Genomic DNA, 22967 nt, shown 5'->3' with positions numbered 1-22967 from the left:
ACCCGTTAAGGGTTAAAAACTTTATGGTAGGTTGATAAGAATAGTTTTATTCGGGGCAGATGTGTAGGGTAAATTGATACCAATCATTAGATTGGCTAATTAGATAGCTCGCTATTTGGCGTGTAAATGGCGAAAAACAAGCAGCGCAGCCACTTGTTATCACTGGATTTTTAGATAAAGCTAGTTGTAAACACTGTTGTCAGATTTAATTCCATAAGCTGGGCTAATGCACCCATGCAATGCAGGGTTATCGCTTTCATCTTTGAGCTGTACCCCTGATAAACGCCGCTGGAAAGACTGCTCAAGCAGCCATGCCAATTTAAACGCTGCCTGCGGATAATCCAGCCCTTCTGGGCGAATATTAGAAATACAATTGCGCTCAGATTCCAAGCGCGTTGTATTCGGCCCCCATGTCATATAGATCCCGAGGCTATCCGGTGAAGACAGCCCCGGTCTTTCACCAATCAATATCGCCACAGCTTTAGCTTGCAGGCATTCACCCGCATCATCCCCTAGCGCCACTCGCGATTGATGTGCCAACACAACCGGTGCCAATGACAAACCAAGTGTGCGCAAGTAAGGCAACAGTTCGGCTATTAGTGGTACGGCTTGGCGATGGACGGCTTTGGATGACAATCCGTCGCCAATGACCAACAGCAGATCCGCTTGTTTATCAGGCCATGCGCTCAACTGCGCGTGACTTTGCGCGGATAATTTTCGTCCTAAATCTGGGCGGCGCAGATAAGTTGAACGATCCGGCGCCGCACTGTTAACCGTCAAGGTGTGCAACCCCAACGCAACCAGTGGGCCAGCAAGCTCTTCGCTCATAAAAGGTTGGTGGACGGCATCACGAGCTTGCGCATGTGCCAACCCAAATTTCAGCAATTCAGCGGTGGGCAAACTGTCCCCTGTGCGCCCGAGCGCGATACGTGCGGCGGTAAACTGCCGCAGAGCTTCCCACGGGTTACGATGGAGCAGGTCTATCTCACGGCGACTCATCAGAATACCTCCATATAGGGGAGCTGTTTCAGTAGCGGATGGTTAATCGCGGCATCCCGCAGTTGCCCCTGTGCATCCATGATATTCATCTTCTCCAGCCAGCGGCCAAACTCAGGCGCATGCTTCAAGCCCAGTAACTGGCGGATATAGAGCGCATCATGAAACGAGGTACTTTGATAATTGAGCATAATGTCGTCTGCCCCCGGAATACCCATCATAAATGTCAGCCCTGCCGCACCTAACAGAGTCAGCAAGGTGTCCATATCATCCTGATCGGCTTCTGCGTGGTTGGTGTAGCAAACATCGCACCCCAGTGGGACACCCAGCAATTTGCCGCAAAAATGATCCTCTAAACCGGCGCGGATAATCTGCTTGCCGTCATATAAATATTCCGGCCCGATAAAGCCCACCACGGTATTGGTTAACAACGGCGAGAAGCGGCGGGCAATCGCATAAGCGCGCGCTTCACAGGTCTGTTGGTCAACGCCAAAATGCGCATTACCGGAGAGGCAACTGCCCTGACCGGTTTCGAAATACATCACATTGTCGCCTAAGGTGCCGCGTTTAAGGCTCAATGCGGCGAGCTGCGCTTCTTCCAGTAACGCGAGGTTGATACCGAATCCGGCATTGGCCGCTTCACTGCCCGCAATGGACTGAAACACCAAATCGACCGGCGCGCCACGCTCAATCAATTTCAGGGTATTGGTGACATGCGTCAGGACACAGGATTGGGTGGGGATCTCAAAACGGCTGATCACATCGTCCAGCATGTAATTCAGTTTCTCCAGCAAGGGCAAGCTGTCACTGGCTGGATTGATACCAATAACCGCATCACCGCTGCCATACAGCAGACCATCTAACATACTGGCAGCGATACCGGGCAAACTGTCTGTGGGGTGATTAGGCTGTAGCCGCACGCTCAAATGACCGGGCAGGCCAATGGTGTTACGAAATTGGGTGACGACACGGCATTTTTTCGCCACCAGAATCAAATCCTGATGACGCATAATCTTGCTGACGGCTGCCGCCATTTCAGGGGTGATACCCGCACTCACTTGTGCCAACGTTGCGCTGTCCGTTCGCTCACTCAGCAGCCAATCACGAAAATCCCCGACGGTCAGATGGGCGATTGGCGCAAAAGCCTGCTCATCATGGCTATCAATAATCAGGCGCGTCACTTCATCCTGTTCATAGGGAATCAGCATTTGCTGTAAAAAGGTTTTGAGCGGCAAGTCGGCCAGCGCCATGCGGGCTGCCATACGTTCTTCCGCGGTTTGTGCCGCCACACCCGCTAGATAATCCCCCGAACGGGCGGGGGAGGCTTTCGCCATCAGATCCCGCAGGTCACTAAAGTGATAGCGGCGATAACTCAAAGTGGTCTGATACATAACACATCCCTTAGCTCAGCAGGCTGCCGGAGCAGCCTGAATCATCTATGACCTCTAGACCACGGTGGCGAGATTACTCCGCACCACTTAATTGTGGATCAAATGCCGCCGCCGCGCGTGAACGGTGAGTCAGGCGGAAATAAACGTATCCAGCAAACATCATGGCGGCGAAAATCAACGCCAGCACTGGGTTGTAATAGATCATCGCCACCAGACAGACCACGGCTAAAACCAATGCTAATGCAGGGGCAAACGGATAGAGCGGCGCGGAGAACGGACGTGATAAGCGTGGCTCTGTTTGTCTCAGCTTAAATAGCGATAGCATTGAGGTGATATACATCACTATGGCACCAAATACTGACATGGTGACAATATTTGCCGTGAGTGGCATACCGCCAATCACTATCAATGAGTCAGAGAAAATCGCCGCAATCCCCACGACACCACCGGCCAGAATCGCCAAATGTGGGGTCCGAAAACGCCGATGAACCTTCGCCAGTGGTTTAGGCAAATAGCCTGCGCGGGCCAAGGCAAAGATTTGGCGGGAATAACCCATGATGATGCCGTGGAAAGAGGCAATCAGGCCAAATAGCCCCAACCAGACCAACATGTGCAGCCAGCCGCTGTCACTACCGACAATAATTTTCATTGCCTGCGGCAGCGGATCGTTAATATTGGACAACGCAGTCCAATCACCAACACCACCGGCAAACACCATCACACCGAGCGCCAGTACCACCAATGTCAAAATGCCGCCAATAAAGGCGCGTGGGATGGTGCGCTGTGGATCTTTGGCTTCTTCCGCGGCCATTGATGCCCCTTCAATGGCGAGGAAGAACCAAATAGCAAAGGGTATCGCCGCAAAAATCCCGGATAAGGAACCGGCGCTAAAGGTATCAGACCCCGCCCAGCCGCCTTTCACAAAGTTGCTGACTTCAAAGCCCGGCGCGACCACGCCCATAAAGACCAGCAACTCAAAGATAGCCAATATCGTGACCAATAATTCAAAGGTCGCGGCAATGCTAACCCCCAGAATATTGAGCGACATAAACACCAGATATGCGCCAACAGCCACCCATTTAGGATCAATCGCGGGAAATTGAACATTGATATAGGCACCAATTGCCATCGCAATGGCTGGCGGTGCAAAGACAAACTCGATTAAGGTCGCAAAACCCGCGATAAACCCGCCCGTGGGGCCAAAGGCGCGGTGAGCATAAGCAAATGGCCCGCCAGCATGAGGAATAGAAGTGGTTAACTCAGTAAAACTAAAGATAAACGCAGCATACATTGCGGCTACGCCTAAGGCGGTAAACAGGAACCCCAAGGTTCCCGCCTGCGCCCAACCGTAGCTCCAACCAAAATACTCGCCGGAGATCACCAACCCGACGGCAATCCCCCATAACTGAAAACTGCCCAACGTACGTTTTAATTCCGGAGTGTGTTTCGCCTGTGACATACCTTATCCCTATCAAAGTCGTTTAACGGTAATCGTGCGGTCTAGGGGTAAAGCAATGTTTGTACCAAATGCTCGGAACGCGCTAAGGCGTGGATATATCCACATTTTTTGTAATGAGAAAGAGGAGATTGACGTAAACGAGGCACTGATAGCGCGCGTTTAGCGCACTTTTTAGCGGCAACTGCACGAAGATGCGGCAAGGGGAAGGGTGGGACGAATGACAAGAGCTGCTGGCGCATTTTGGGACAATGAGCGTAGGTGGGTAAAGGGGAGCCGGTGGGTAAAAAATAACAGGTAAAACTCAAGCGTCCGCGCCAAAGATGACGCGGACTGAGCTGTCTGAATTAATTATCCTGCTGTGGATCTTTCTCTGTAGGTGGTTTGCGCGTTTTAGTCCATTCCCGTAACCGCTGCACATGTAAGTACAGCGCAGGGATAAACAAAATCCCCACGGCAGTGGCCATAAACATGCCACCGAACACGGTAATACCGATAATCTGGCGGCTCATCGCCCCCGCACCGCTTGCAAAGACCAGCGGCATCACGCCAAGGATAAAGGAGATTGCCGTCATCATCACCGCACGGAAGCGCTGTTTAGCGCCATCTTGGGCCGCCTCAGCAATGCTAGCCCCCTCTTCTCGTCGTTGCTTAGAGAATTCGACAATTAAAATCGCATTCTTGGCTGCCAGCCCGATCAGGAGCACCAGCCCAATTTGTGCATAGACATCGTTGGCAAACCCCATGGCAGATAGCCCCGCCACCGCCCCGCCCACGGCAAAGACCACCGATAAAATAACCACCAGTGGAATGCTCCAGCTTTCATATTGGGCGACTAAAAACAGGTAAGCAAAGACCAGCGCTGCCAGATAAATCAACACTACCTGTCCGCCGGTTTGCTGCTCCTGCCAAGACATCCCACTCCAACTGTAGCTATAGCCTTGCGGTAAATTCTGCGCCAATAACGCTTCCATCGCCGCCATCGCTTGGCCCGAACTGACGCCGTCCGCCGCCGATCCGCTGACAGCGACCGAAGGGAACTGATTGAAATGACTGATAAATGGTGCACCAACGGAAGGCGTCAAAGTGACAAGATTCGCCAAACTGACCAATGCGCCGTTATCACTGCGCACGTTCAAGCTATTGATCTGCGCGGTGCGCTGACGGAAATCCATATCATTTTGCAACTGCACGCGGAACATGCGGTTATTGAGGGTAAAGTCACCGGCATTCATCCCGCCCAATGAGGTTTGCAGCGTTTGGAAGATACGGCTCACCGGCACTTGTAACAGCGCCGCGCGGTCACGATCAATGGTCAAACTGATCTCCGGTACCGAGGCGCTGAACGTGGTGAATACTCGACTCAGTTTCGGGTCCTGATTGGCGGCAAAAATAACCCCCTGACTGACCTGCGCCAGTTCTTGCGGCGATTGCCCCAGCAACGCCTGAATCCGTAAATCAAAGCCAGACGCACTGCCTAAACCGGCAATGGCAGGCGGGTTGAACGCCATGATCATCGCCGATGGAATAGCCGCTAAGTTAGCCTGAATACTGGCAAGCACGCGATCAATGTGCGGCCGCTGCCCCCAAGGTTTCAGCATCACAATGGCAAAACCGGCATTCGATGAGTTATTGCCGCTGAGCAAGCTGAAACCGGTGATTTTTATCACGTCCTCCACGGCATCATTAGCGGTCACCTGCTGGTACATCTGATCCATTACCGCTTGAGTGCGGTTTAGCGAGGCACCATCTGGCAGTTGTAAACTCACAAAGAAATAGCCCTGATCTTCTTCAGGTAGGAATGAGGTTGGCAGGCGGGTATAGCCCCACCATGTCGCCAATCCCACCAATAATAGCGCGGCAATACTGAACACCGCGCGGCGGCTAATACGCCCTGTCAACGAGACATAACCATCTCGGGCGCGATCTAACCCGCGGTTAATGCCGCCAAATACACCGGCGGTCGATAGGGTGCGTCGTTTGAGCAATACCGCACACAGTGCAGGGCTGAGCGTTAAGGCGTTAATACTGGAGAGAATGACCGCCGCCGACAGTGTCACCGCAAATTGCCGATACAGCTCACCAATGATGCCCGGCAAAATGGCGATGGGGACAAATACCGCCATCAACACCAGCGTGGTGGCAATAATCGGCCCCGCAATCTGGCTCATGGCCTGCTTGGTGGCTTGTGCTGGGGTCAGATTCGGATCATTCGACAACAACCGCTCCACGTTTTCTACCACCACAATGGCATCATCCACCACAATGGTTAACGCCAGAATAATGGCGAATAAACTGAGGGTATTGGCTGAATAACCAAAGGCATACAACACAGCAAAGGTGCCAAGTAAGGAGACAGGGATCGTCAACGCAACAATAAACGTCGCGCGCATACTCTGCAAAAATAGGTACACCACCGCCAACACCACAATCAGCGTTAAGGTCAGAGACAGGGCGATTTCATGCAGGGTTGCCGTCACCGGCAAGGTGGAGTCGTAGTTGATGTCATAGGCCAAGTCTGGCGGGAATGATGCCGACAAACGCGCCATCTCATCACGCACGCCATTCGCCACATTCAGCGCGTTAGCGCCCGGCACCGGATAAACCACTAAAAAGGCCGACTCTGTCTGGTTTTGTGCTGCACTCACTTGATAGTTCTGTGCGCCCAACGCCACGCGCGCGACATCCCCTAAGCGAATCATCCCGCCTTGAGGATTGCTGCGAATAATCACATTGGCAAATTCTTGCGGCTCTGTTAGCCGCCCTTGCCCGCTAATCGTCAGCGTCTGCTGTTGACCCGCCATCGACGGCGATGAACCTATCTGTCCCGCCGCAGCCTGCACGTTTTGTTGCTGTAAAGCAGCAATAATGTCCTGCACGCTGACATTCAGCGACTCCATACGTTGCGGATTCAGCCACACGCGCATACTGAAATCACGTGCGCCAAAGACCTGCACATCGCCAACACCATTAATACGCGCAATGGCATCACGTAACTGAATGCTGGTGTAGTTGCTGACAAACAGGGCGTCATGGGTCTGTTTCGGTGAAAAGACACTGACCCCCAACAGCAGATTTGAGGCCCGCTTGCGCACAGAAATGCCGTTTTCATTCACTTCCGCAGGCAGTTGGGCACTCACCTGAGAAATCCGGTTTTGTACCTCCACCGCCGCCATATCGGGGTCAGTGCCACTGGCAAACGTAATATTGAGCTGATAACTGCCGTTATTGGCGCTGGTAGACTCCATATACAGCATGTTGCTGACGCCATTGACCTGAGCTTCCAACGGGGAGGCAATGGCTTGGGCAACATCACGGGCGCTCGCACCCGGATAGACCGCACTGACAGACACCGCTGGCGGGGTGATATCAGGGTATTGCTCAACGGGGATCACATACAGTGACACCCAACCGACCAGCGTGATCACCAGTGCAATAACAATGGCGAACTTGGGGCGACGAATAAAGAAATGCAGCATCTGGCCTTCCCCTTAATCTGCGGTCAGCGGCGTAGCCACTGTGGCATTAACTGTCATTCCGGGGCGGACATGTTGTAGCCCAGCCACGATGACTCGCTCGCCCACAGCCAAGCCCTCTTTGACTTCATATTGCTGATCAAACTGCTCACCCAAGGTCACTGGCCGCACTTCAACCTGATCTTTATCGTTCACGACTAAGACAAAATGACCTTGCTTATTCTGTTGTAATGCCGCGATCGGTATCGCCATCACCGGTTTTGCTGTTTCGGCGGCCAACGACACATTCACTACCCCGCCAGGCAGTAACAAATGCCGTGGATTGGCAAAACGGGTGCGGATAGTCACGGTACCGGTCTGTTTATCGATTTGATTATCGACGGATTCGAAAACACCACTATCGGGATACTGTTTACCGTTGGCTAATTGAATGCGTGGCGTGAAATTGCCAAACGGCAGTGTTGCGTTAGCGGTAGACGCTCCCGCCGCTGAAAGCTGATAGGTCGCGGTGATGTAATCTCGCTCATTGACCGCAATCGCCACACGAATGGGATCAAGCTGGACAATACTGACCAACGTGCCGCTTGCGGGGTTAATCAGGCTACCAACATTAAAACGGCTATGACCAATCTGGCCGGTGATCGGGGCGGTGATGTTGGTGAAACTGAGCTGTAGCTGTTGAATTTGCAAGTTCGCTTGGGCCTGCGCGACGGCTGCACGGCTGATATCCCGCTGAGCCTGCGCTTCATCCACTTCTGCTTGGCTCACCGAACGATTATTGCCTAAACGCTGCAAACGAGTGAGATTCACCTGCGCATGGTTGGCGCTGGCGGTGGCGCTATCCAACTGCGCTTGGGCTTGAGTGACAGCAGCTTGATGCAATGCAGGGTCAATCTCATACAATAGCTCCCCCTGCTGAACCATCTGCCCTTCGGTGAATAGTCGGCGCGCAATAAAACCTTCGGTACGCGTTGTCACATCGACAGCTTGAATAGCCTCGACTCGCCCTAAGTATTGCAGTGCATTATCGGGCGTCGCAGCGGTCACGAGGGCCACCGTCACAGCAGGTAATGGCGCTTCAGCCGCCTGAGCACGCAGGACGCCGGCACTGAGTAAAAGCGTTATCATCGATGCGACCCAAACATGCCGCCAAGCTAATCGGGCGTGCAGTAGGTCGGTCATTATCCTGTTACGAATGAATGTCAATGTGGGCATGGTGGTGTATTCCTTACTCTCGGCAGGATAATCAATTTAAAGGTAGTTTCGATAAAGCTTAGCGGGTTAACAATAGTCTGATGTGACTTTAACGCCTAATGATTAAAATTCCTATTACGCTCTATGGGTTACTGACCAAATCATCAGAATGAGACACGTTGGAAATAGCTGGAAAAGAACTCCACGCACACCCTTAACTTGGCAGAGAAATAGAGTGGCGTTTGATACACTGCCCAAATATTGGCACTTTGCGCGTATTCCGGCATTACACGCACCAATACCCCCTTCTCGATTAAAGGTGCCACATCCCAGAGCGATCGCAACATGATCCCACGCCCATTTAGCGCCCACTGCAAGATGATCTCTCCACTGTTTGAAGAGAGGTGCCCCGAGATCTTGACCGATTTTCGCCCTTCCTTACCCTCTAACTCCCACACGCCCACGGTTTGATCTCGTTCTTGGGTAAATAAGCAATCATGCTGTTGCAGCTCATGTAATGTGGTGGGTGTTCCCTGACGCGCTAAATATTCAGGAGAGGCGCAAATGATGCGTTGATTCTTCGTGAGCATACGGCTGATGTAGCTCTCTGAAATGTCATCATTGACCCGAATATCCAGATCAATTTGATCCTTAATCAAATCTATTTGCTTATCAAACAGTTCAAAATGAATTTGCAGGTCAGGGTAACGCGCCATTAACTCAATAATGGCCGGTGCAATGTAGTTACGGCCTAAACCAAAGCTGCACCCGATCCGGACTTTGCCCGAGGGCTGTTCTTTTATCTGCGCTACTTCATTTTTCAGCACGGTTAATCGCTCCAGAATATCCAGTGCTGATTGGTAGGTCAGTGTGCCGCTCTCCGTTAATACCACGCCCCGTGAAGAACGATGCAATAACTTTGCGCCGAGCTGTAATTCCAATTGTTGAATGCGCTTGGTCACGAACGCAGGTGTTTGCCCTAGGCTTTCGGCAGCCACCAAAAAACTACCGCTATTAACGACCGCGATTAACACCTGAAGATCTTTCGGTAAGGGATAGTGATCGAGACTCATTACGCTATTCCTGAATTAAAATATACCCATGACACTCTAACGCTTTCTCACAGATCATCGCTAATTAATATCCCTAAAAATTTGAGATGTATAACGGCGGTGATATTGATTGGCATTCTTTGGTTGTTTTTGTGTTGTTTATTTGTTGCCGAATGAAGCCAATGTGTAATTTATCTATTTACTACTAAACAGAGATATAGGGTTAAGCCACGCCATATAAAGGAAAAAAGAGAATTAACGTTTTGTTAATTGAACAATCACACTTCAAAATCGAAATAAACCCTATTTTTTGTGGTAGTTTATTTTCACTACCGGTAGCACGATAAGAAAATAAATAAAGCACACTTTTATTTCGTCATTATTTAATGGCATCTACGCCATTATTTATGCTGGAGGTAATTTCATGAGCATAATTGAGCAAAGTGATTCAGTGACTAAACTAACGGATATCATCGCGAATTTTACCGCAATGATATCCACTCGCATGCCCGACGATGTCGTCGACAAATTAAAGCAACTTCGTGAGTTAGAAAATGAAGGTATGGCCAAGATTATTTACCATACCATGTTCGATAATATGGAAAAGGCCATAGCGCTTAATCGCCCTGCTTGTCAGGATACGGGCGAAATAATGTTTTATGTCAAAGTGGGGGCTAAATTCCCATTATTAGGTGAATTACAAAGCATTCTAAAATCAGCCGTTCAACAAGCCACCGTCAAAGCGCCCTTACGGCATAATGCAGTCGAAATATTTGATGAGGTCAATACGGGCAATAATACCGGCAGCGGTGTGCCTTGGGTAACTTGGGATATCATCCCCGATAATACGAGCGCAGAAATTGAAGTCTATATGGCCGGCGGCGGCTGTACGCTCCCCGGCCGTTCAAAAGTACTGATGCCCTCCGAGGGCTATGAAGGCGTGGTGAAATTCGTGTTTGAGAATATCTCCACGCTGGCGGTAAATGCCTGCCCGCCCGTTTTGGTGGGTGTCGGTATCGCGACCTCGGTAGAAACCGCCGCCGTCTTATCACGTAAAGCCGTGTTACGCCCGATAGGCAGCCATCACCCCAACCCGATTGCCGCCGATTTAGAACGCCGCCTTGAAGAGGGGCTCAATAAGCTCGGTATTGGCCCACAAGGGCTGACAGGCAAGGCATCAGTGATGGGCGTGCATATTGAATCTGCGGCGCGTCATCCGTCTACCATCGGTGTTGCGGTCTCGACCGGTTGTTGGGCACATCGGCGTGGCACCCTGCTGGTTCATCAGGATCTCACTTTCGAAAGTATCTCTCATACCAGAGGGGACCAATTATGAAAAAAGTATTAACGACCCCGATTAAAGATGAAGATTTGGTGGATATCAAAGCTGGCGATGTTATTTATCTTAATGGCACCTTAGTGACCTGCCGCGATGTTTGTCACCGTCGCTTGATTGAATTAAAACGTGAGATCCCGTTCGATTTAAGAGGCAAAGCTATTTTCCATGCGGGGCCAATTGTCAAAAAGAATGGTGATAAATGGGAAATGATCTCCATTGGCCCAACCACCAGCATGCGCATGGAAAGTTTTGAAAAAGAATTTATTGAGCAAACTGGGGTTAAATTAATTGTGGGCAAAGGCGGCATGGGGCCAAATACCGAGGAAGGCTGTAAAACACATAAAGCCTTACATACGATATTCCCTGCCGGTTGCGCCGTATTAGCCGCTACACAAGTGGAAGAAATAGAGGAGGTTCATTGGACAGAACTGGGAATGCCTGAATCTCTCTGGGTGTGCCGAGTGAAAAACTTTGGGCCGCTGATCGTCTCTATTGATACCCACGGTAATAACCTCATCGAAACCAATAAGAAGATGTTTGCCGAGAAGCGCGACGCTATTGTCGATGAGATCTGCGAACACGTTCATTATATTAAATAATAATAAGCAGGAGGGTGACTAACCCTCCCTTATTGATAATAAGGATATGACGATGGCAAAGTTAAATTTGTCATGGCGATTATTGGCTCCCATTATGGTGGCTATTATTATCGCTTTATTTCCTTCACCCAGTGGATTACCCGAACACGCCTGGTTATATTTCGCCATTTTCTTTGGTGTGATTGTTGGTTTGATATTAGAGCCAGCGCCAGGTGCAGTGGTCGCCATGACCGGTCTCGCCATTATTGGCGTGCTTTCACCTTGGCTGCTTTATAGTCCAGAGCAATTAGCAGAACCCGGATTTAAATATACATCCAAAGCACTTTCTTGGGTGGTATCCGGTTTTTCAAACTCCGTGATATGGCTGATATTTGCAGCGTTCATGTTTGGAACCGGCTACGAAAAAACTGGCTTGGGCCGCCGTATCGCCCTGTTACTAGTCAAGAAAATGGGGCATAAAACCCTGTTTCTCGGCTATGCCATCATGTTTTCTGAATTATTATTAGCCCCTGTAACCCCTTCTAACTCCGCGCGAGGGGCGGGCATTATCTACCCGATTATCCGTAACCTCCCCCCTCTTTACGATTCGCAGCCTAATACACCGGGCATACGCAAGATTGGCTCATACATCATGTGGATGGGCATCAGCGCGGATTGTGTCACCAGCTCGATCTTTTTGACCGCAATGGCCCCCAACTTACTGTTAGTGGGTTTGCTCAAGTCATCGACAGATGTTGCGCTCACTTGGGGGACTTGGTTTATTGGGATGCTACCACTGAGTATCTTACTGATCATTCTGGTGCCATGGCTCACCTACGTGCTTTATCCACCAGAAATTAAGGAAGGTAATCAAGTACCTGAATGGGCGACTAAAGAACTTGAGATCATGGGGCCACTGTGTCGACGTGAGAAAATCATGTTAGTGCTGATGATTGCCGCGCTGGTGTTATGGATCTTTGGTTCTGACTTTATTGATGCCGCCATGGTTGGCTATTCTGTGGTCGCATTAATGTTGCTCACGAAAGTCATCACTTGGGATGATATTATCAGCAACAAAGCGGCATGGAGTGTGTTCTTCTGGTTAGCATCGCTGATTGCACTCGCCACAGGGTTAAACCAAACGGGCTTTATTTCTTGGTTCGGCCACCATATCGCAGATAGTCTGTCCGGCTTCTCCCCGACCGCCATTATGATTTTACTGGTAACCCTGTTTTACGGTTTGCGTTATTTCTTCGCCAGTGCAACCGCTTATACCTCTGCATTAGCGCCCATGATGCTGGCCGCCGCCTTTGTGATTCCTGAAATACCGCTGGTGACATTTAGCTTAATGATCGGGGCGGCTATTGGGCTAAGCAGCATTACAACGCCTTACGCAACCGGCCCTAGCCCCATTTATTATGGTAGCGGCTATTTGCCGACTGCTGATTACTGGCGTTTAGGCGCTATTTTCGGCGTGCTATTTTTGGTGCTACTCCTGTTAACCGGATTAATCTGGATGCCATTGGTTATCTAGCATTCCTACCTGCCATTGCTTATTCACCGCAATGGCAGGCTCCCTCCCAGTACTCTCTTCTGCGCTTTCCCCAGATAAATCGATCACATTGCCATCATATTAATCGTGTAAAAGTATAGGCTTATTCCTATTTCTGTCATTTTTCGCTGAAAAAAACAGCATATAGGCATCAAATTATCCTAAGCTCAAATTATAAATACGCGGAATTATGCTAGTTTGTATTGCCTCAGAGTCACCGCTTCCAGCTGATTAAGCCCATTTTTTATAAAATAAAAGATCAGCCCGAACTTCGTCAGTGCTAAGGGAATTAACCATGACAGACTCAAAGCCGCCAGAAAAGCGGATAAAAGGGGACAATGTTTTCTTCGCGAAACAGACTCTACAAGCTATGGCGTTGCTCGTTGGGGCAATCATCATTATTGCCGCCGTGGGGATTATCTACATCGGCGCACAATTAAATGAGCAAGCACAATCGCAAAGCCGTTTTTTGGTCGAGAAAGCCTGGCAAATGCGCCAAGACGCGATCAAAGTCCGAATGAAAGATAATGCTTTTTGGGGCGATGCTTACGAGCATTTGCATGTCAAAGTTGACCCAGAGTGGGCCTATGTTAGCCAAAACCTCGGGCCATCACTTTATAACGATTTTCGTTATGAAGGTGTTTTCGTGGTTGATGGTCAGGGAAAAACCCGCTATTCCGTCATCAATGGGCAGTTGAGCGATACGAGCTTACTCAATTGGCTCGGCCAAGATATTAGCCCTATCATTGACGCCGCGCGCCAGCGGGCAGAACAACAATTTATCGCCACTGAAACACTTGAAATAGCAGGGCAACCTGCTGTCGTGGCTGCCGCTGCATTAACCACTGGCAATGATCCGCGTATTAAATCCATTGCGGGCGCACCTTCCGTTTTAGTTTTTATCGATCTTTTGACGCCAGCTGAATTGAATGCCTTAGGCGAAGATTACGGTATTCACGATTTACGGATGCCTCGCGATGAAAAAGACGCGGCGGCTGGGCCGTCATTGCTATTATCCTCGAATGATAACAGCGCGCTCAGGTTGTACTGGAACTAAACTATGCCGGGCGTGCAGTTGCTCAATATTTTACTGCCGCTGTTGGCCTTAGTGGCACTGATTCTTGGGCTAGCGGGCTGGTTGGTGTTACGGCGAGCGATGTCTGAGGCAAAAGTCGCTGATATCAATAAAGCCGCATTAATCGCCAGTGAAGAACGCTTCCGTCATGTCGCTGAAGCGGCGACTGATTGGCTATGGGAAACAGACGCCAATTTGCGTATCACTTATTTATCCCAGCGCTTTTTAACGATTACGGGATTAAGCGTGGAGCATTGGTTAGGGCGCAACCTCGATTCATTGCTCAATTGCGACATCATTCCGCTCCGTTCTTGGCTACAACATACTCATCTGACCGATTCCCGTAACGAGCTGCAATGTACCTATTTCTCTGCCCAAGGTGAGAAGCGAGTCTGCCGTATTTACGCCAAACCCATCATCAATGACGGCGAAACTATTGGTTTTCGGGGTACCGCCTCGGATATCACGCGTGAGATAGAAGCACAGGAACGCATTCAGCACCTGTCATTGCATGACACGTTGACAGGGCTACCCAACCGTCTGCGAATGAAAGAGTTTTTAGAGGGTAAGCTGAGAAATCTGGCTGCCGCTGCGCATCCGCTGGTGATTCTCAATGTGGATTTAGATAAATTCAAACCGGTCAACGATACCTTCGGCCATATCGCTGGCGATCAGGTCTTGCACCAAGTTTCAGAACGGCTGAGAAGCTGTTTGCGCGATCAGGATTTAGTGGCTCGTCAGGGTGGCGACGAATTCGTTCTGATCATTAGCGGCCTTTCTTCGATGAAAGAAATTGAGCAACTCTGCGCCCGCGTGATTGCCCGTATCGAAAGCCCTTATAACATCAATGATCAGGATATTTATATCAGTGCCAGCATTGGTATTGCACTGGCACCGCAGGATTCCATGCAAGCCGAAGAGCTATTGCGCTTCGCCGATATCGCCATGTATGAGGCGAAAAATAGTGGTAGCAGTCATTGGAGTTTCTACTCCAGTGAAATGAATGACCGCCTGATGCAACGCAGTGAGCTCGAGCGTTTCTTGCGCCAAGCCGTCAAACACAATGAATTCAGTTTGTATTACCAGCCACGTTACCGCATTGAAGGCACGCAACTGACCGGTGCTGAGGCGTTGGTGCGTTGGAACCACCCCGTATTGGGCCTGCTGATGCCGGATCAATTTATTGCACTGGCAGAAGAAACCGGTTTGATTACGTCAATCAGTGACTGGACCATGTTGCAAGCCTGTCAGGATGCCTCCACATGGCCTTCATCGCTGATTGTTTCCGTTAATATTTCTGCGATTGAATTTAGAAGCCAGCGCCTGATCGAGCGAGTACGGCAAGTGTTGCTGCTGACAGGGCTGCCCAGCCATCGGCTGGAATTAGAAATCACCGAGCGCATCATGATTGAAGATGCTGACGGTGCCTTTAAGACCATGACTGCCTTGAAAGCACTGGGCGTGCGCCTCTCAATGGATGATTTTGGCACCGGTTATTCATCATTAAATTATCTGCGCCGTTTCCCGTTTGATGGGCTGAAAATTGATAAGAGCTTTATCGATGAATTGGCGCAATCACATGAGGGGCAGTCGATTGTTGAGGGCATTATCAACCTTGGTCATGCGCTCTCTATGACCGTCACCGCTGAAGGGGTTGAAACCGCAGAACAACTCAGCTACTTACAAAAACTGATGTGTGATGAAGTGCAGGGTTATTTATTGGGTAAACCCATGAAGTTACATGATCTCTCGGTACTGATTCGCCATGCGCATTACGATTAACCTTCCCCTTTTAGCCTCGATGTCGATCACCCATCGAGGCTAAAGAGTGAGGGTATTTTCAAGGGGTAGATTGGCTTTTCGCCCTGAAATTAATGATGTCGTAGACCAAATTATCGATAGTACTTTTCACTTCATCGGCAGTGATCGGCGCGTTACTGTTACTGATCTCTTTGCCATAGGCTTTACGCACTACCACAATGACCGGCTTACCGGTATTGGAATCAATCACTTGTACTTCTAAATACAGCGCGGTGTTTTGCGCGCGATTACCGGTAGCCGCCATGGTGCCAGCAATCACCGCACCTATCGGTATCATTTCATACACTTCTAAATCTCTATCTTCAGCGGCAACAGCAGTAATCGCTGCACGAACCACTAAGGTATTTCGTCTCTTCGGTGAATGGACTAAGGGTAATTCCTTGCTCACCGCTTCTTTAAGCCTTTTATTCGCGTACGCCAATATTTGATCTAAGGTTTTCTGGCTGACTCGAGCGCTCGGGGTTGGGCCAGGGAAATAAATTAACGGGGTATAATATACGCCGGTATATTCTTTGATATTGAAATCAGGCGAGATCCAGCGCAACACCTTCTGGCCACTTGCTGATTCCGTTTCTTTTAATTTGCTGTAATCCCCCAGAAAACCTGAGAATTGTGCGCTTGTAGTAACTTTAGAGGCGCATCCTGCCATGAATATCCCAATGACTAACAGCGCCGCTATTTTATAACGCTTCAGAATGGTCATCGTATTTTCCTATCAATTAATTAGGTGACTAAGAAATAGGTATTCAGAAAAAGACTGGGAAAATAAATAATGAGAGTGCTCACAATTTAAGCGTAAACCATGGCAACGTATTTGCTGAATATATAATCAAAGCAGTCGTCCATCAGGATCGATGAAAAAGGTGGGCTTACCAACAACCTCGATGACTCGATCTGAATCGGAGAGGGTAGGCAGAGGAGTAAAGCGTCCGCGCCAAGGATGGCGCGGTTCGAGCCATCAGGGATGATTTCACGGCGTCTTTACGATCTGCCTGTCCTCTCCGCCGCTGGCACTTTGCCCAGTGAGGAAATACGCTAAATTAGTTATCCCAGCAGAAGCTGCCTAAATAATTACAATTGAGGCCATTATGATGACTCGACAACCTCCCGAGCCGCGGCAATCAATGCCTGCCCCAAGGCTAATCCACCATCACCGGCAGGCAACCGTTGCGGCATCAATAACTGATAATCGCTTAACTGCGCGCCAAGTAACTCCCGCAGTAATTGGTTGTGCAGTACGCCCCCCGAGAAGGCCATCGTATTAATGCCAAATCGTTGCGCAGCCTGACGCGCCAAAGCGGCAAAACCTTGCGCCAGTGCGACGTGGAAGGCGTAGGCACGATCCGCTGGAGAGGCATCATAGGCTAACCATTGTTGCCAAAACGTGGCTAAATCCAACTGCCAAACTGTCGCTAACCCCTGCTGAATTTCATGCAGTGGCATCGTCACTGGCAGTGCGGTTTGCTGACTCTGTCTTGCCAAGGCTTCCAGCAAGCAAGCAGCTTCCCCCTCCCAACTCATCGACGAGGGCACAATATTGAGCGCCGCAGCCACCGCATCAAATAACCGCCCTGCCGAGGATGCTAACGGGGCATTAATTCCCCGCTCAATAGCGCGCGCCAATACCGCCCCTTGCGGCTGGGGGATGGCCGCCGCTTCGGGCAACTGCTGCCAGTGGGGAACAAAACGTTGCCACTGTGCCAGCAAGTTACGCCACGGCTGGCGAGACGCCAGATCTCCACCGGGCAATGCGACCGCCGGCAAACCGCCCACGTATTCGCAGCTTGAATAATCCACCCGCAAACACTCACCGCCCCACAGTTGCCCCTCTGCGCCGTAGCCTAGCCCATCCAGCGCCAATCCAATGACCGCACCACCATCCCGTGGCCAACCGTGTTCCGCCAGACAGGCGACCAAATGCGCATGATGATGTAGCACGGCGACGCAGGGAATATCTCGCTGCGCCGCCCACTGTGTACCCACCTGATGACTGACATAAGCGGGATGAGCATCTACCACCACTACCTGCGGCGTAAAATGGTAAATCTGACCAAATAGCGCCAAAAGCTGTTGCTGCTGTTGCGCGATATCGCTATCCGCTAAATCCCCCAAATGTTGACTCAATATTGCCGTTTGGCCTCGCAGCAGACAGAAGGTGTTTTTCATGTCCGCGCCCAGCGCCAGAATGGCAGGTTGCTGGTCAAATCCCGGCGGTAACGTAAAGGCATCCGGCACGTAACCCCGAGCACGACGCAGCATTTCAGCGCCTTGGCGGGTGAATCGCACCAGTGAATCATCGGCCCGCTGGACAATTTGCCGGTTATGTAACAGCCAATGATCCGCGATATCACGCAACGCGCTCAAGGCTTGCTCATTACTGAGTGCAGGAGGCTTGCCGCTACCGTTACCCGAGGTCATCACCAACGGGCGGCCCACCTGTTGCAGCAGTAAATGTTGCAGTGGATTAGCGGGGAGCATAACGCCAATTTCAGGCAAGTTCGGGGCGATGCCCTCACAGAGCGGGCTATCGGGTTGTTTCGTGACTAGCACTATTGGGGCCGCAGGACTGCGTAGCAAGCGGAGTACACCTGCTTCATCACGGCTTTGCACGCATTGCGCCAGCCAATCGGTGCTAGGTAACATCACCGCCAACGGCTTGGAAGGCCGCTGTTTACGCTGCCTTAGTCGGGCCACCGCCGTGGCATTGGTGGCATCAACCGCCAGATGAAAGCCGCCCAACCCTTTGATAGCCACAATGTCGCCTGCCAGCAGCGCTTGCGCCGCCTGCTCTATCGCATTGAAGTCGCGTGTCACGGCTTGCCCATCGTCCCCCGTCAGCCATAACCGTGGGCCGCACTGTGCACAGGCATTGGGTTGAGCATGAAAGCGACGATCGGCTGGATGGTCATATTCCGCCTGACACGCGGCGCATAGCGGGAACTCCCCCATCGCGGTATCAGGCCGGTCGTAGGGCATACGGTGGATAATGGTGAAGCGTGGGCCACAGTGAGTGCAGTTAATAAAAGGGTAACGATAGCGGCGGTCAGTGGGATCGTTCATTTCACGCAGACAGGCATCACAGGTCGCCGCATCCGGCACTATCTGGGTGTCCATCTGCCCCGCGCCACTGTGATGAATCACAAAATCCTGCGGCGGTTGCGCCCAGTGATACGGGGTGGAGGTGATACTGTCGATGTGCGCTAACGGCGGGCAATCTTGCGCCAGCGCACGCAAAAAATCAGCCACTGCGGGGGTTTGCCACAAATGCACCGTCACCCCTGCGCTGTCGTTACTGACATCACCTTGTAGCGCGAAACGATGAGCAAGCTGCCAAATGTAGGGCCGAAACCCGACCCCTTGCACCTTACCTTTTATTCGTAGGCAAAGACCGTTCTCATCCACAAAACCCCCTCTTTCCTCGATACTCTCCCACCGCCTGTGCAACATTAGGCACACAAGGGATCAGCAGATACGTGGCAACGGCTCATCTAATGGCAAATCCAACCGGCGCGATACGCCGAATGCGCCACATAAGCGCACTTGCTGGCGCTCGGTGACCTGCCCGATCACCGCCGCATCTTGGCCCAAAGGATGGCTACGTAATGCCGCTAATGCCGCCTCTTGCGCCTCGGGGGAAACCACCAGCACCAGCTTACCTTCGTTGGCAAAGTTAAGCGCATCTAACCCCAGCAGTTCGCAAATCCCACGCACCGCAGGTTTTAACGGGAGATCGGGTTCGTTGATTTCCATGCCGCAACCGCTGGCCGCAGCAAATTCGTGCAAGATAGCGGTGACGCCGCCGCGTGTCGCATCACGTAGTGCTCTGACACCGGCAATCGCGCGCAGAGGGGCAATCAGAGGGGCCAATAAGGCGCAATCACTGATAAGCTCCGCCTCCAGCCCCAAACCTTCGCGCAGGTTCAGGATGGTCGCACCATGATCGCCTAATGTGCCACTGACAACGATCCGATCGCCCGCCCTGATCATCGAGGTGCCCCACTGGATCGCCGCGGGGATCACGCCGATACCGGTGGTGTTGATAAAGATCTTATCCGCCGCGCCACGTTGCACCACTTTGGTATCCCCCGTGACAATTTGTATGCCGGCTTGCTGCGCAGTCGTCGCCATCGACTGTACAATGCGCTCAAGGCTCTCCATCGGCAGCCCCTCTTCGAGAATAAAGCCGCACGAGAGATAGCGTGGCGTCGCACCACTGACCGCCACGTCATTGGCGGTGCCACAGACCGCCAGTTTGCCGATATCACCGCCGGGGAAGAAGATAGGATCGATAACATAACTGTCCGTCGATATCGCCAGCCGATCCCCTTGTGAAGCCAGATCTGCCAGCGCAATGCGCGCCTGATCTTCCCGCTCATTCAGCGCAGGGTTAGAGAATGCCGTCAGAAACAGCGATTCAATCAAGCTCTGCATTGCTCGCCCACCACTGCCATGGGCTAACGTAATTTCTTTGTTATTCATTCTGTTATTGCCTGATTATTTATTTTGATAACTATCGATATTGATAGTAAGCAGAGCACGCCCCTTCCGAGGACACCATCAACGCCCCAAAGGCATTCTCTGGCGTACAGTCGCGGCCAAATAACGGGCATTGGTCGGGCTTGCAGCGCCCTGTTAGCACATCACCGCATCGAGAGCGTGGATCATCGGCGACTCGCTGTTGTTGCGGCCTGAAGCGTAATTCTGCGTCGAAAGCGTGATAAGCGGGGCTCAGTCCCACACCGGAATCGGCTATTTCGCCCAATCCGCGCCATTCACTGCTGGCTTTGGCGGTAAATACCTCGGCCAGTGCTTGCTGCGCCAGCAGGTTGCCGCTGTCGGGTACGATGCGCCGATACTGGTTTTCAACCTCACAGCGCCCACTGACCTTTTGCTCCAGTAGCATCACCAGCCCTTGCAAGATATCCAGCGGCTCGAAGCCCGTCACCACCAGCGGTTTATCAAATTGCTCGCAAATAAAAGCGTAAGGCGTGGTGCCGATCACCATGCTGACATGGCCCGGTGCCAGAAAACCGTCGATGCACACATCCGGTTGCTGTAGCAGGCTGCGCAGGGTGGGAATAATAGTAATGTGCTGGCAGAACAGGCTGAAATTAGTCAGCCCGAGCCGTTTGGCTTGTTGCAGCGTGAGGGCGCTGGCAGGCATGGTGGTTTCAAAGCCAAGGCCGAAAAACACCACTTCTCGCTCAGGGTTTTGCTGCGCGAGCGTTAAGGCATCCAGTGGTGAGTACACCACGCGAATATCTGCGCCGCGCCGTTTGGCATCCAGCATCGAGCCATTGCGCCCTGGGACACGCATCGCGTCACCGTAGGTGCAGAAAATCACTTCAGGGTGAGCGGCGATTTCAAGGCAACTGTCGATTCGCCCCATCGGTAGCACACAAACAGGGCAGCCCGGCCCATGGACAAATTCCAGCCCATCGGGCAGCAGTTGATCCAGGCCAAACTTAAAGATCGCATGAGTATGACCACCACACACTTCCATGATCTGCAACGGCATTCCCTGTCGATCCGGCAGTTGCGGCATCAAGTGTTCAATGCGCGCCAGTAAGGCGTTCACCAGCACCGGATCACGGAACTCATCAACGTAGCGCATCGTTAGCCCCGCTTGCCCGCTCGTCCAGATCCAGCCCGACGGCTTCCATGTGCTCGAGTGCCGCCAGTGTCTGCTGGGCTTCCTCTTCATCAAGCAAGCTCATGGCGAACCCCACATGCACTAACACCCATTGCCCCAACAAGGCCGCAGGTGATTCGTCGCAGACTAAGGCGATATTGATTTCGCGTTTTACGCCACTCACTTCGACCCAAGCCAACTGGTGAATATCGTCACCGACGGCCACAATTTTGCCGGGTACGCCTAAGCACATCGCTGCGCCTCCAACCATTCCAACCACAGATCCATGCCTTCGCCGCTACTGGCCGACAGCGCAATCACCTGAATGTCTGGATTGACCTGACGGGCATAGGCGATGCATTGCTCGATATCGAAATCCAAATACGGCAGCAGATCGATTTTATTGATAATCATCAGGGTGGATGCGGCAAACATATGGGGGTATTTCAGTGGCTTGTCTTCACCTTCGGTCACTGAGAGTACCGCCACTTTATGGCGTTCACCCAGATCAAAGCTGGCAGGGCAAACCAGATTGCCGACGTTTTCAATAAACAGCAGGCTGTCATGGTTTAGGCCCAAGCGGTGGGCGGCATCATGCACCATCTGAGCATCCAAATGGCAGCCTTTACCGGTATTCACCTGAATCGCCGGCACACCGGTGGCGCGAATACGTTCCGCATCGTGAGTGGTTTGCTGATCACCTTCAATCACCGCACAAGGTACTAGCCCCGCTAACCGCTGCAAAGTGGTGGTCAACAACGTGGTTTTACCGGAACCGGGGCTAGAAACCAGATTCAGCGCCAGAATATGCTGCTCATCAAAATGGTCACGGTTATGGCTGGCTAAATGGTTATTCTTGCTCAGAACATCTTGCTCAATTTGTAGCAACCGACGTTGCCCCATGCCCGGTGCATGGCTACCGGCTTCACCCTGCCCATAGTGCAATCCCTGCTGGTCATCATGGACTTGCGGCGTAAAAGGTTCAGCCGTTGGCGCATCGCTATCTTCAGGTTCTTGGCTCAGTGGTTGTTCTAGTGCTTTGCCGTGGTAGTGATGATGGACATCGCCTTGATGATAATAGTAATGATGATGCACGATGACAGGCTGCGTACCTTTGGCGACATATTTGTGCTGATGCTTATGCTGAATATGGGGCGCTAGCGCGTGGCTGTCATGGTCGTGATGGTCATGATGTTCGCCGTGAGCGTGGTGGTGATGGTCATCGTCATGGTGGTGGCTGTGATGGTCATGGTGATGGTGATGATGGTCATGGTCGTGATGATGGTCGTGATGATGGTCGTGGTGGTGATCATCATGATGATGATTGTCGTGATGATGATTGTCGTCGCCCTCGATCCTTTTCTCGCCGCTGGCGCAACCACAAGTCGTACACATAGGAATTCAC

15 protein-coding genes and 1 pseudogene are annotated in these 22967 nt (G+C 51.5%); 4 read left to right on the top strand and 12 right to left on the bottom strand.

Translation table 11 applies throughout. The features are described from left to right. Positions 1-180: 180 nt before the first annotated feature. The 6 genes from eutC to ttdR form a co-directional block, all read right to left on the bottom strand. Entirely contained in the window at positions 181-999 is an 819-nt protein-coding gene (gene eutC, locus DA391_RS03200; protein ID WP_108087362.1) for an ethanolamine ammonia-lyase subunit EutC, read from the bottom strand. Continuing rightward, positions 999-2387 carry an ethanolamine ammonia-lyase subunit EutB gene (locus tag DA391_RS03195; RefSeq protein ID WP_108087361.1) on the bottom strand — a complete coding sequence of 463 codons (1389 nt, stop codon included), beginning with the start codon at positions 2385-2387 and terminating at the stop codon, positions 999-1001. The genes eutC and DA391_RS03195 overlap by 1 nt, the downstream gene beginning before the upstream one ends. A gap of 73 nt (positions 2388-2460) precedes the next feature. After that, positions 2461-3846, bottom strand: coding sequence for an ethanolamine permease (gene eat, locus DA391_RS03190; protein ID WP_019212603.1), 1386 nt, complete (start codon positions 3844-3846; stop codon positions 2461-2463). Between the two features lie 344 nt (positions 3847-4190). Beyond that, complete coding sequence (locus DA391_RS03185; RefSeq protein WP_050083678.1) at positions 4191-7322, bottom strand: efflux RND transporter permease subunit; 3132 nt, start codon at positions 7320-7322, stop codon at positions 4191-4193. 12 nt (positions 7323-7334) lie between these two features. After that, complete coding sequence (locus tag DA391_RS03180; RefSeq protein ID WP_409945046.1) at positions 7335-8447, bottom strand: efflux RND transporter periplasmic adaptor subunit; 1113 nt, start codon at positions 8445-8447, stop codon at positions 7335-7337. A 230-nt stretch (positions 8448-8677) separates the two neighbouring features. Further along, positions 8678-9586, bottom strand: a complete 909-nt coding sequence (ttdR, locus tag DA391_RS03175) for an L-tartrate utilization transcriptional activator TtdR (protein ID WP_050083676.1) — start codon at positions 9584-9586, stop codon at positions 8678-8680. 403 nt (positions 9587-9989) lie between these two features. On the opposite strand from ttdR, the gene ttdA reads away from it, so the two are divergent. The 4 genes and pseudogenes from ttdA (at position 9990) to DA391_RS03155 (ending at position 15891) form a co-directional block, all read left to right on the top strand. After that, positions 9990-10901, top strand: coding sequence for a L(+)-tartrate dehydratase subunit alpha (gene ttdA / locus DA391_RS03170; RefSeq protein ID WP_019212598.1), 912 nt, complete (start codon positions 9990-9992; stop codon positions 10899-10901). Then, positions 10898-11503, top strand: a complete 606-nt coding sequence (ttdB, locus tag DA391_RS03165; protein WP_019212597.1) for a L(+)-tartrate dehydratase subunit beta — start codon at positions 10898-10900, stop codon at positions 11501-11503. Before ttdA ends, ttdB begins: the two co-directional genes overlap by 4 nt. 52 nt (positions 11504-11555) lie before the next feature. Then, entirely contained in the window at positions 11556-13016 is a 1461-nt protein-coding gene (locus DA391_RS03160) for an anion permease (RefSeq protein ID WP_049610803.1), read from the top strand. A 313-nt stretch (positions 13017-13329) separates the two neighbouring features. After that, a pseudogene (locus tag DA391_RS03155) lies at positions 13330-15891 on the top strand (bifunctional diguanylate cyclase/phosphodiesterase). Between the two features lie 58 nt (positions 15892-15949). Here DA391_RS03155 and DA391_RS03150 read toward each other — a convergent pair. The 6 genes from DA391_RS03150 to hypB all read right to left on the bottom strand — a co-directional run bounded on the left by DA391_RS03150 (position 15950) and on the right by hypB (position 22957). Continuing rightward, entirely contained in the window at positions 15950-16633 is a 684-nt protein-coding gene (locus DA391_RS03150; RefSeq protein WP_050083674.1) for a DUF3313 domain-containing protein, read from the bottom strand. 383 nt (positions 16634-17016) lie between these two features. Then, positions 17017-19332: a carbamoyltransferase HypF gene (gene hypF, locus DA391_RS03145; protein ID WP_108087359.1), complete on the bottom strand. Its 2316-nt coding sequence runs from the start codon at positions 19330-19332 to the stop codon at positions 17017-17019. 60 nt (positions 19333-19392) lie between these two features. Further along, positions 19393-20409: a hydrogenase expression/formation protein HypE gene (gene hypE / locus DA391_RS03140; RefSeq protein ID WP_108087358.1), complete on the bottom strand. Its 1017-nt coding sequence runs from the start codon at positions 20407-20409 to the stop codon at positions 19393-19395. 31 nt (positions 20410-20440) lie between these two features. Next, positions 20441-21544, bottom strand: a complete 1104-nt coding sequence (gene hypD / locus DA391_RS03135; RefSeq protein ID WP_050083671.1) for a hydrogenase formation protein HypD — start codon at positions 21542-21544, stop codon at positions 20441-20443. Continuing rightward, positions 21531-21815 (bottom strand): hydrogenase maturation factor HybG, encoded by a 285-nt coding sequence (gene hybG / locus DA391_RS03130; RefSeq protein ID WP_019212590.1) that lies wholly within the window; start codon positions 21813-21815, stop codon positions 21531-21533. Before hybG ends, hypD begins: the two co-directional genes overlap by 14 nt. Continuing rightward, positions 21806-22957 carry a hydrogenase nickel incorporation protein HypB gene (gene hypB / locus DA391_RS03125; RefSeq protein WP_108087357.1) on the bottom strand — a complete coding sequence of 384 codons (1152 nt, stop codon included), beginning with the start codon at positions 22955-22957 and terminating at the stop codon, positions 21806-21808. Before hypB ends, hybG begins: the two co-directional genes overlap by 10 nt. Between the last annotated feature and the right edge of the window lie 10 nt (positions 22958-22967).

The organism is Yersinia massiliensis (assembly GCF_003048255.1).
GTDB lineage: Bacteria > Pseudomonadota > Gammaproteobacteria > Enterobacterales > Enterobacteriaceae > Yersinia > Yersinia massiliensis_A.
Note: the sequence above shows the minus strand (reverse complement) of the source record. Positions and strands in the feature narration are given on the sequence as shown.

Excerpts from the sequence above, each read along its gene's own strand:
- eutC (WP_108087362.1), bottom strand. The coding sequence starts at position 999 with ATGAGTCGCCGTGAGATAGACCTGCTCCATCGTAACCCGTGGGAAGCT.
- DA391_RS03195 (WP_108087361.1), bottom strand. The coding sequence starts at position 2,387 with ATGTATCAGACCACTTTGAGTTATCGCCGCTATCACTTTAGTGACCTG.
- eat (WP_019212603.1), bottom strand. The coding sequence starts at position 3,846 with ATGTCACAGGCGAAACACACTCCGGAATTAAAACGTACGTTGGGCAGT.
- DA391_RS03185 (WP_050083678.1), bottom strand. The coding sequence starts at position 7,322 with ATGCTGCATTTCTTTATTCGTCGCCCCAAGTTCGCCATTGTTATTGCA.
- DA391_RS03180 (WP_409945046.1), bottom strand. The coding sequence starts at position 8,447 with ATGATAACGCTTTTACTCAGTGCCGGCGTCCTGCGTGCTCAGGCGGCT.
- ttdR (WP_050083676.1), bottom strand. The coding sequence starts at position 9,586 with ATGAGTCTCGATCACTATCCCTTACCGAAAGATCTTCAGGTGTTAATC.
- ttdA (WP_019212598.1), top strand. The coding sequence starts at position 9,990 with ATGAGCATAATTGAGCAAAGTGATTCAGTGACTAAACTAACGGATATC.
- ttdB (WP_019212597.1), top strand. The coding sequence starts at position 10,898 with ATGAAAAAAGTATTAACGACCCCGATTAAAGATGAAGATTTGGTGGAT.
- DA391_RS03160 (WP_049610803.1), top strand. The coding sequence starts at position 11,556 with ATGGCAAAGTTAAATTTGTCATGGCGATTATTGGCTCCCATTATGGTG.
- DA391_RS03150 (WP_050083674.1), bottom strand. The coding sequence starts at position 16,633 with ATGACCATTCTGAAGCGTTATAAAATAGCGGCGCTGTTAGTCATTGGG.
- hypE (WP_108087358.1), bottom strand. The coding sequence starts at position 20,409 with ATGAATAACAAAGAAATTACGTTAGCCCATGGCAGTGGTGGGCGAGCA.
- hypD (WP_050083671.1), bottom strand. The coding sequence starts at position 21,544 with ATGCGCTACGTTGATGAGTTCCGTGATCCGGTGCTGGTGAACGCCTTA.
- hybG (WP_019212590.1), bottom strand. The coding sequence starts at position 21,815 with ATGTGCTTAGGCGTACCCGGCAAAATTGTGGCCGTCGGTGACGATATT.
- hypB (WP_108087357.1), bottom strand. The coding sequence starts at position 22,957 with ATGTGTACGACTTGTGGTTGCGCCAGCGGCGAGAAAAGGATCGAGGGC.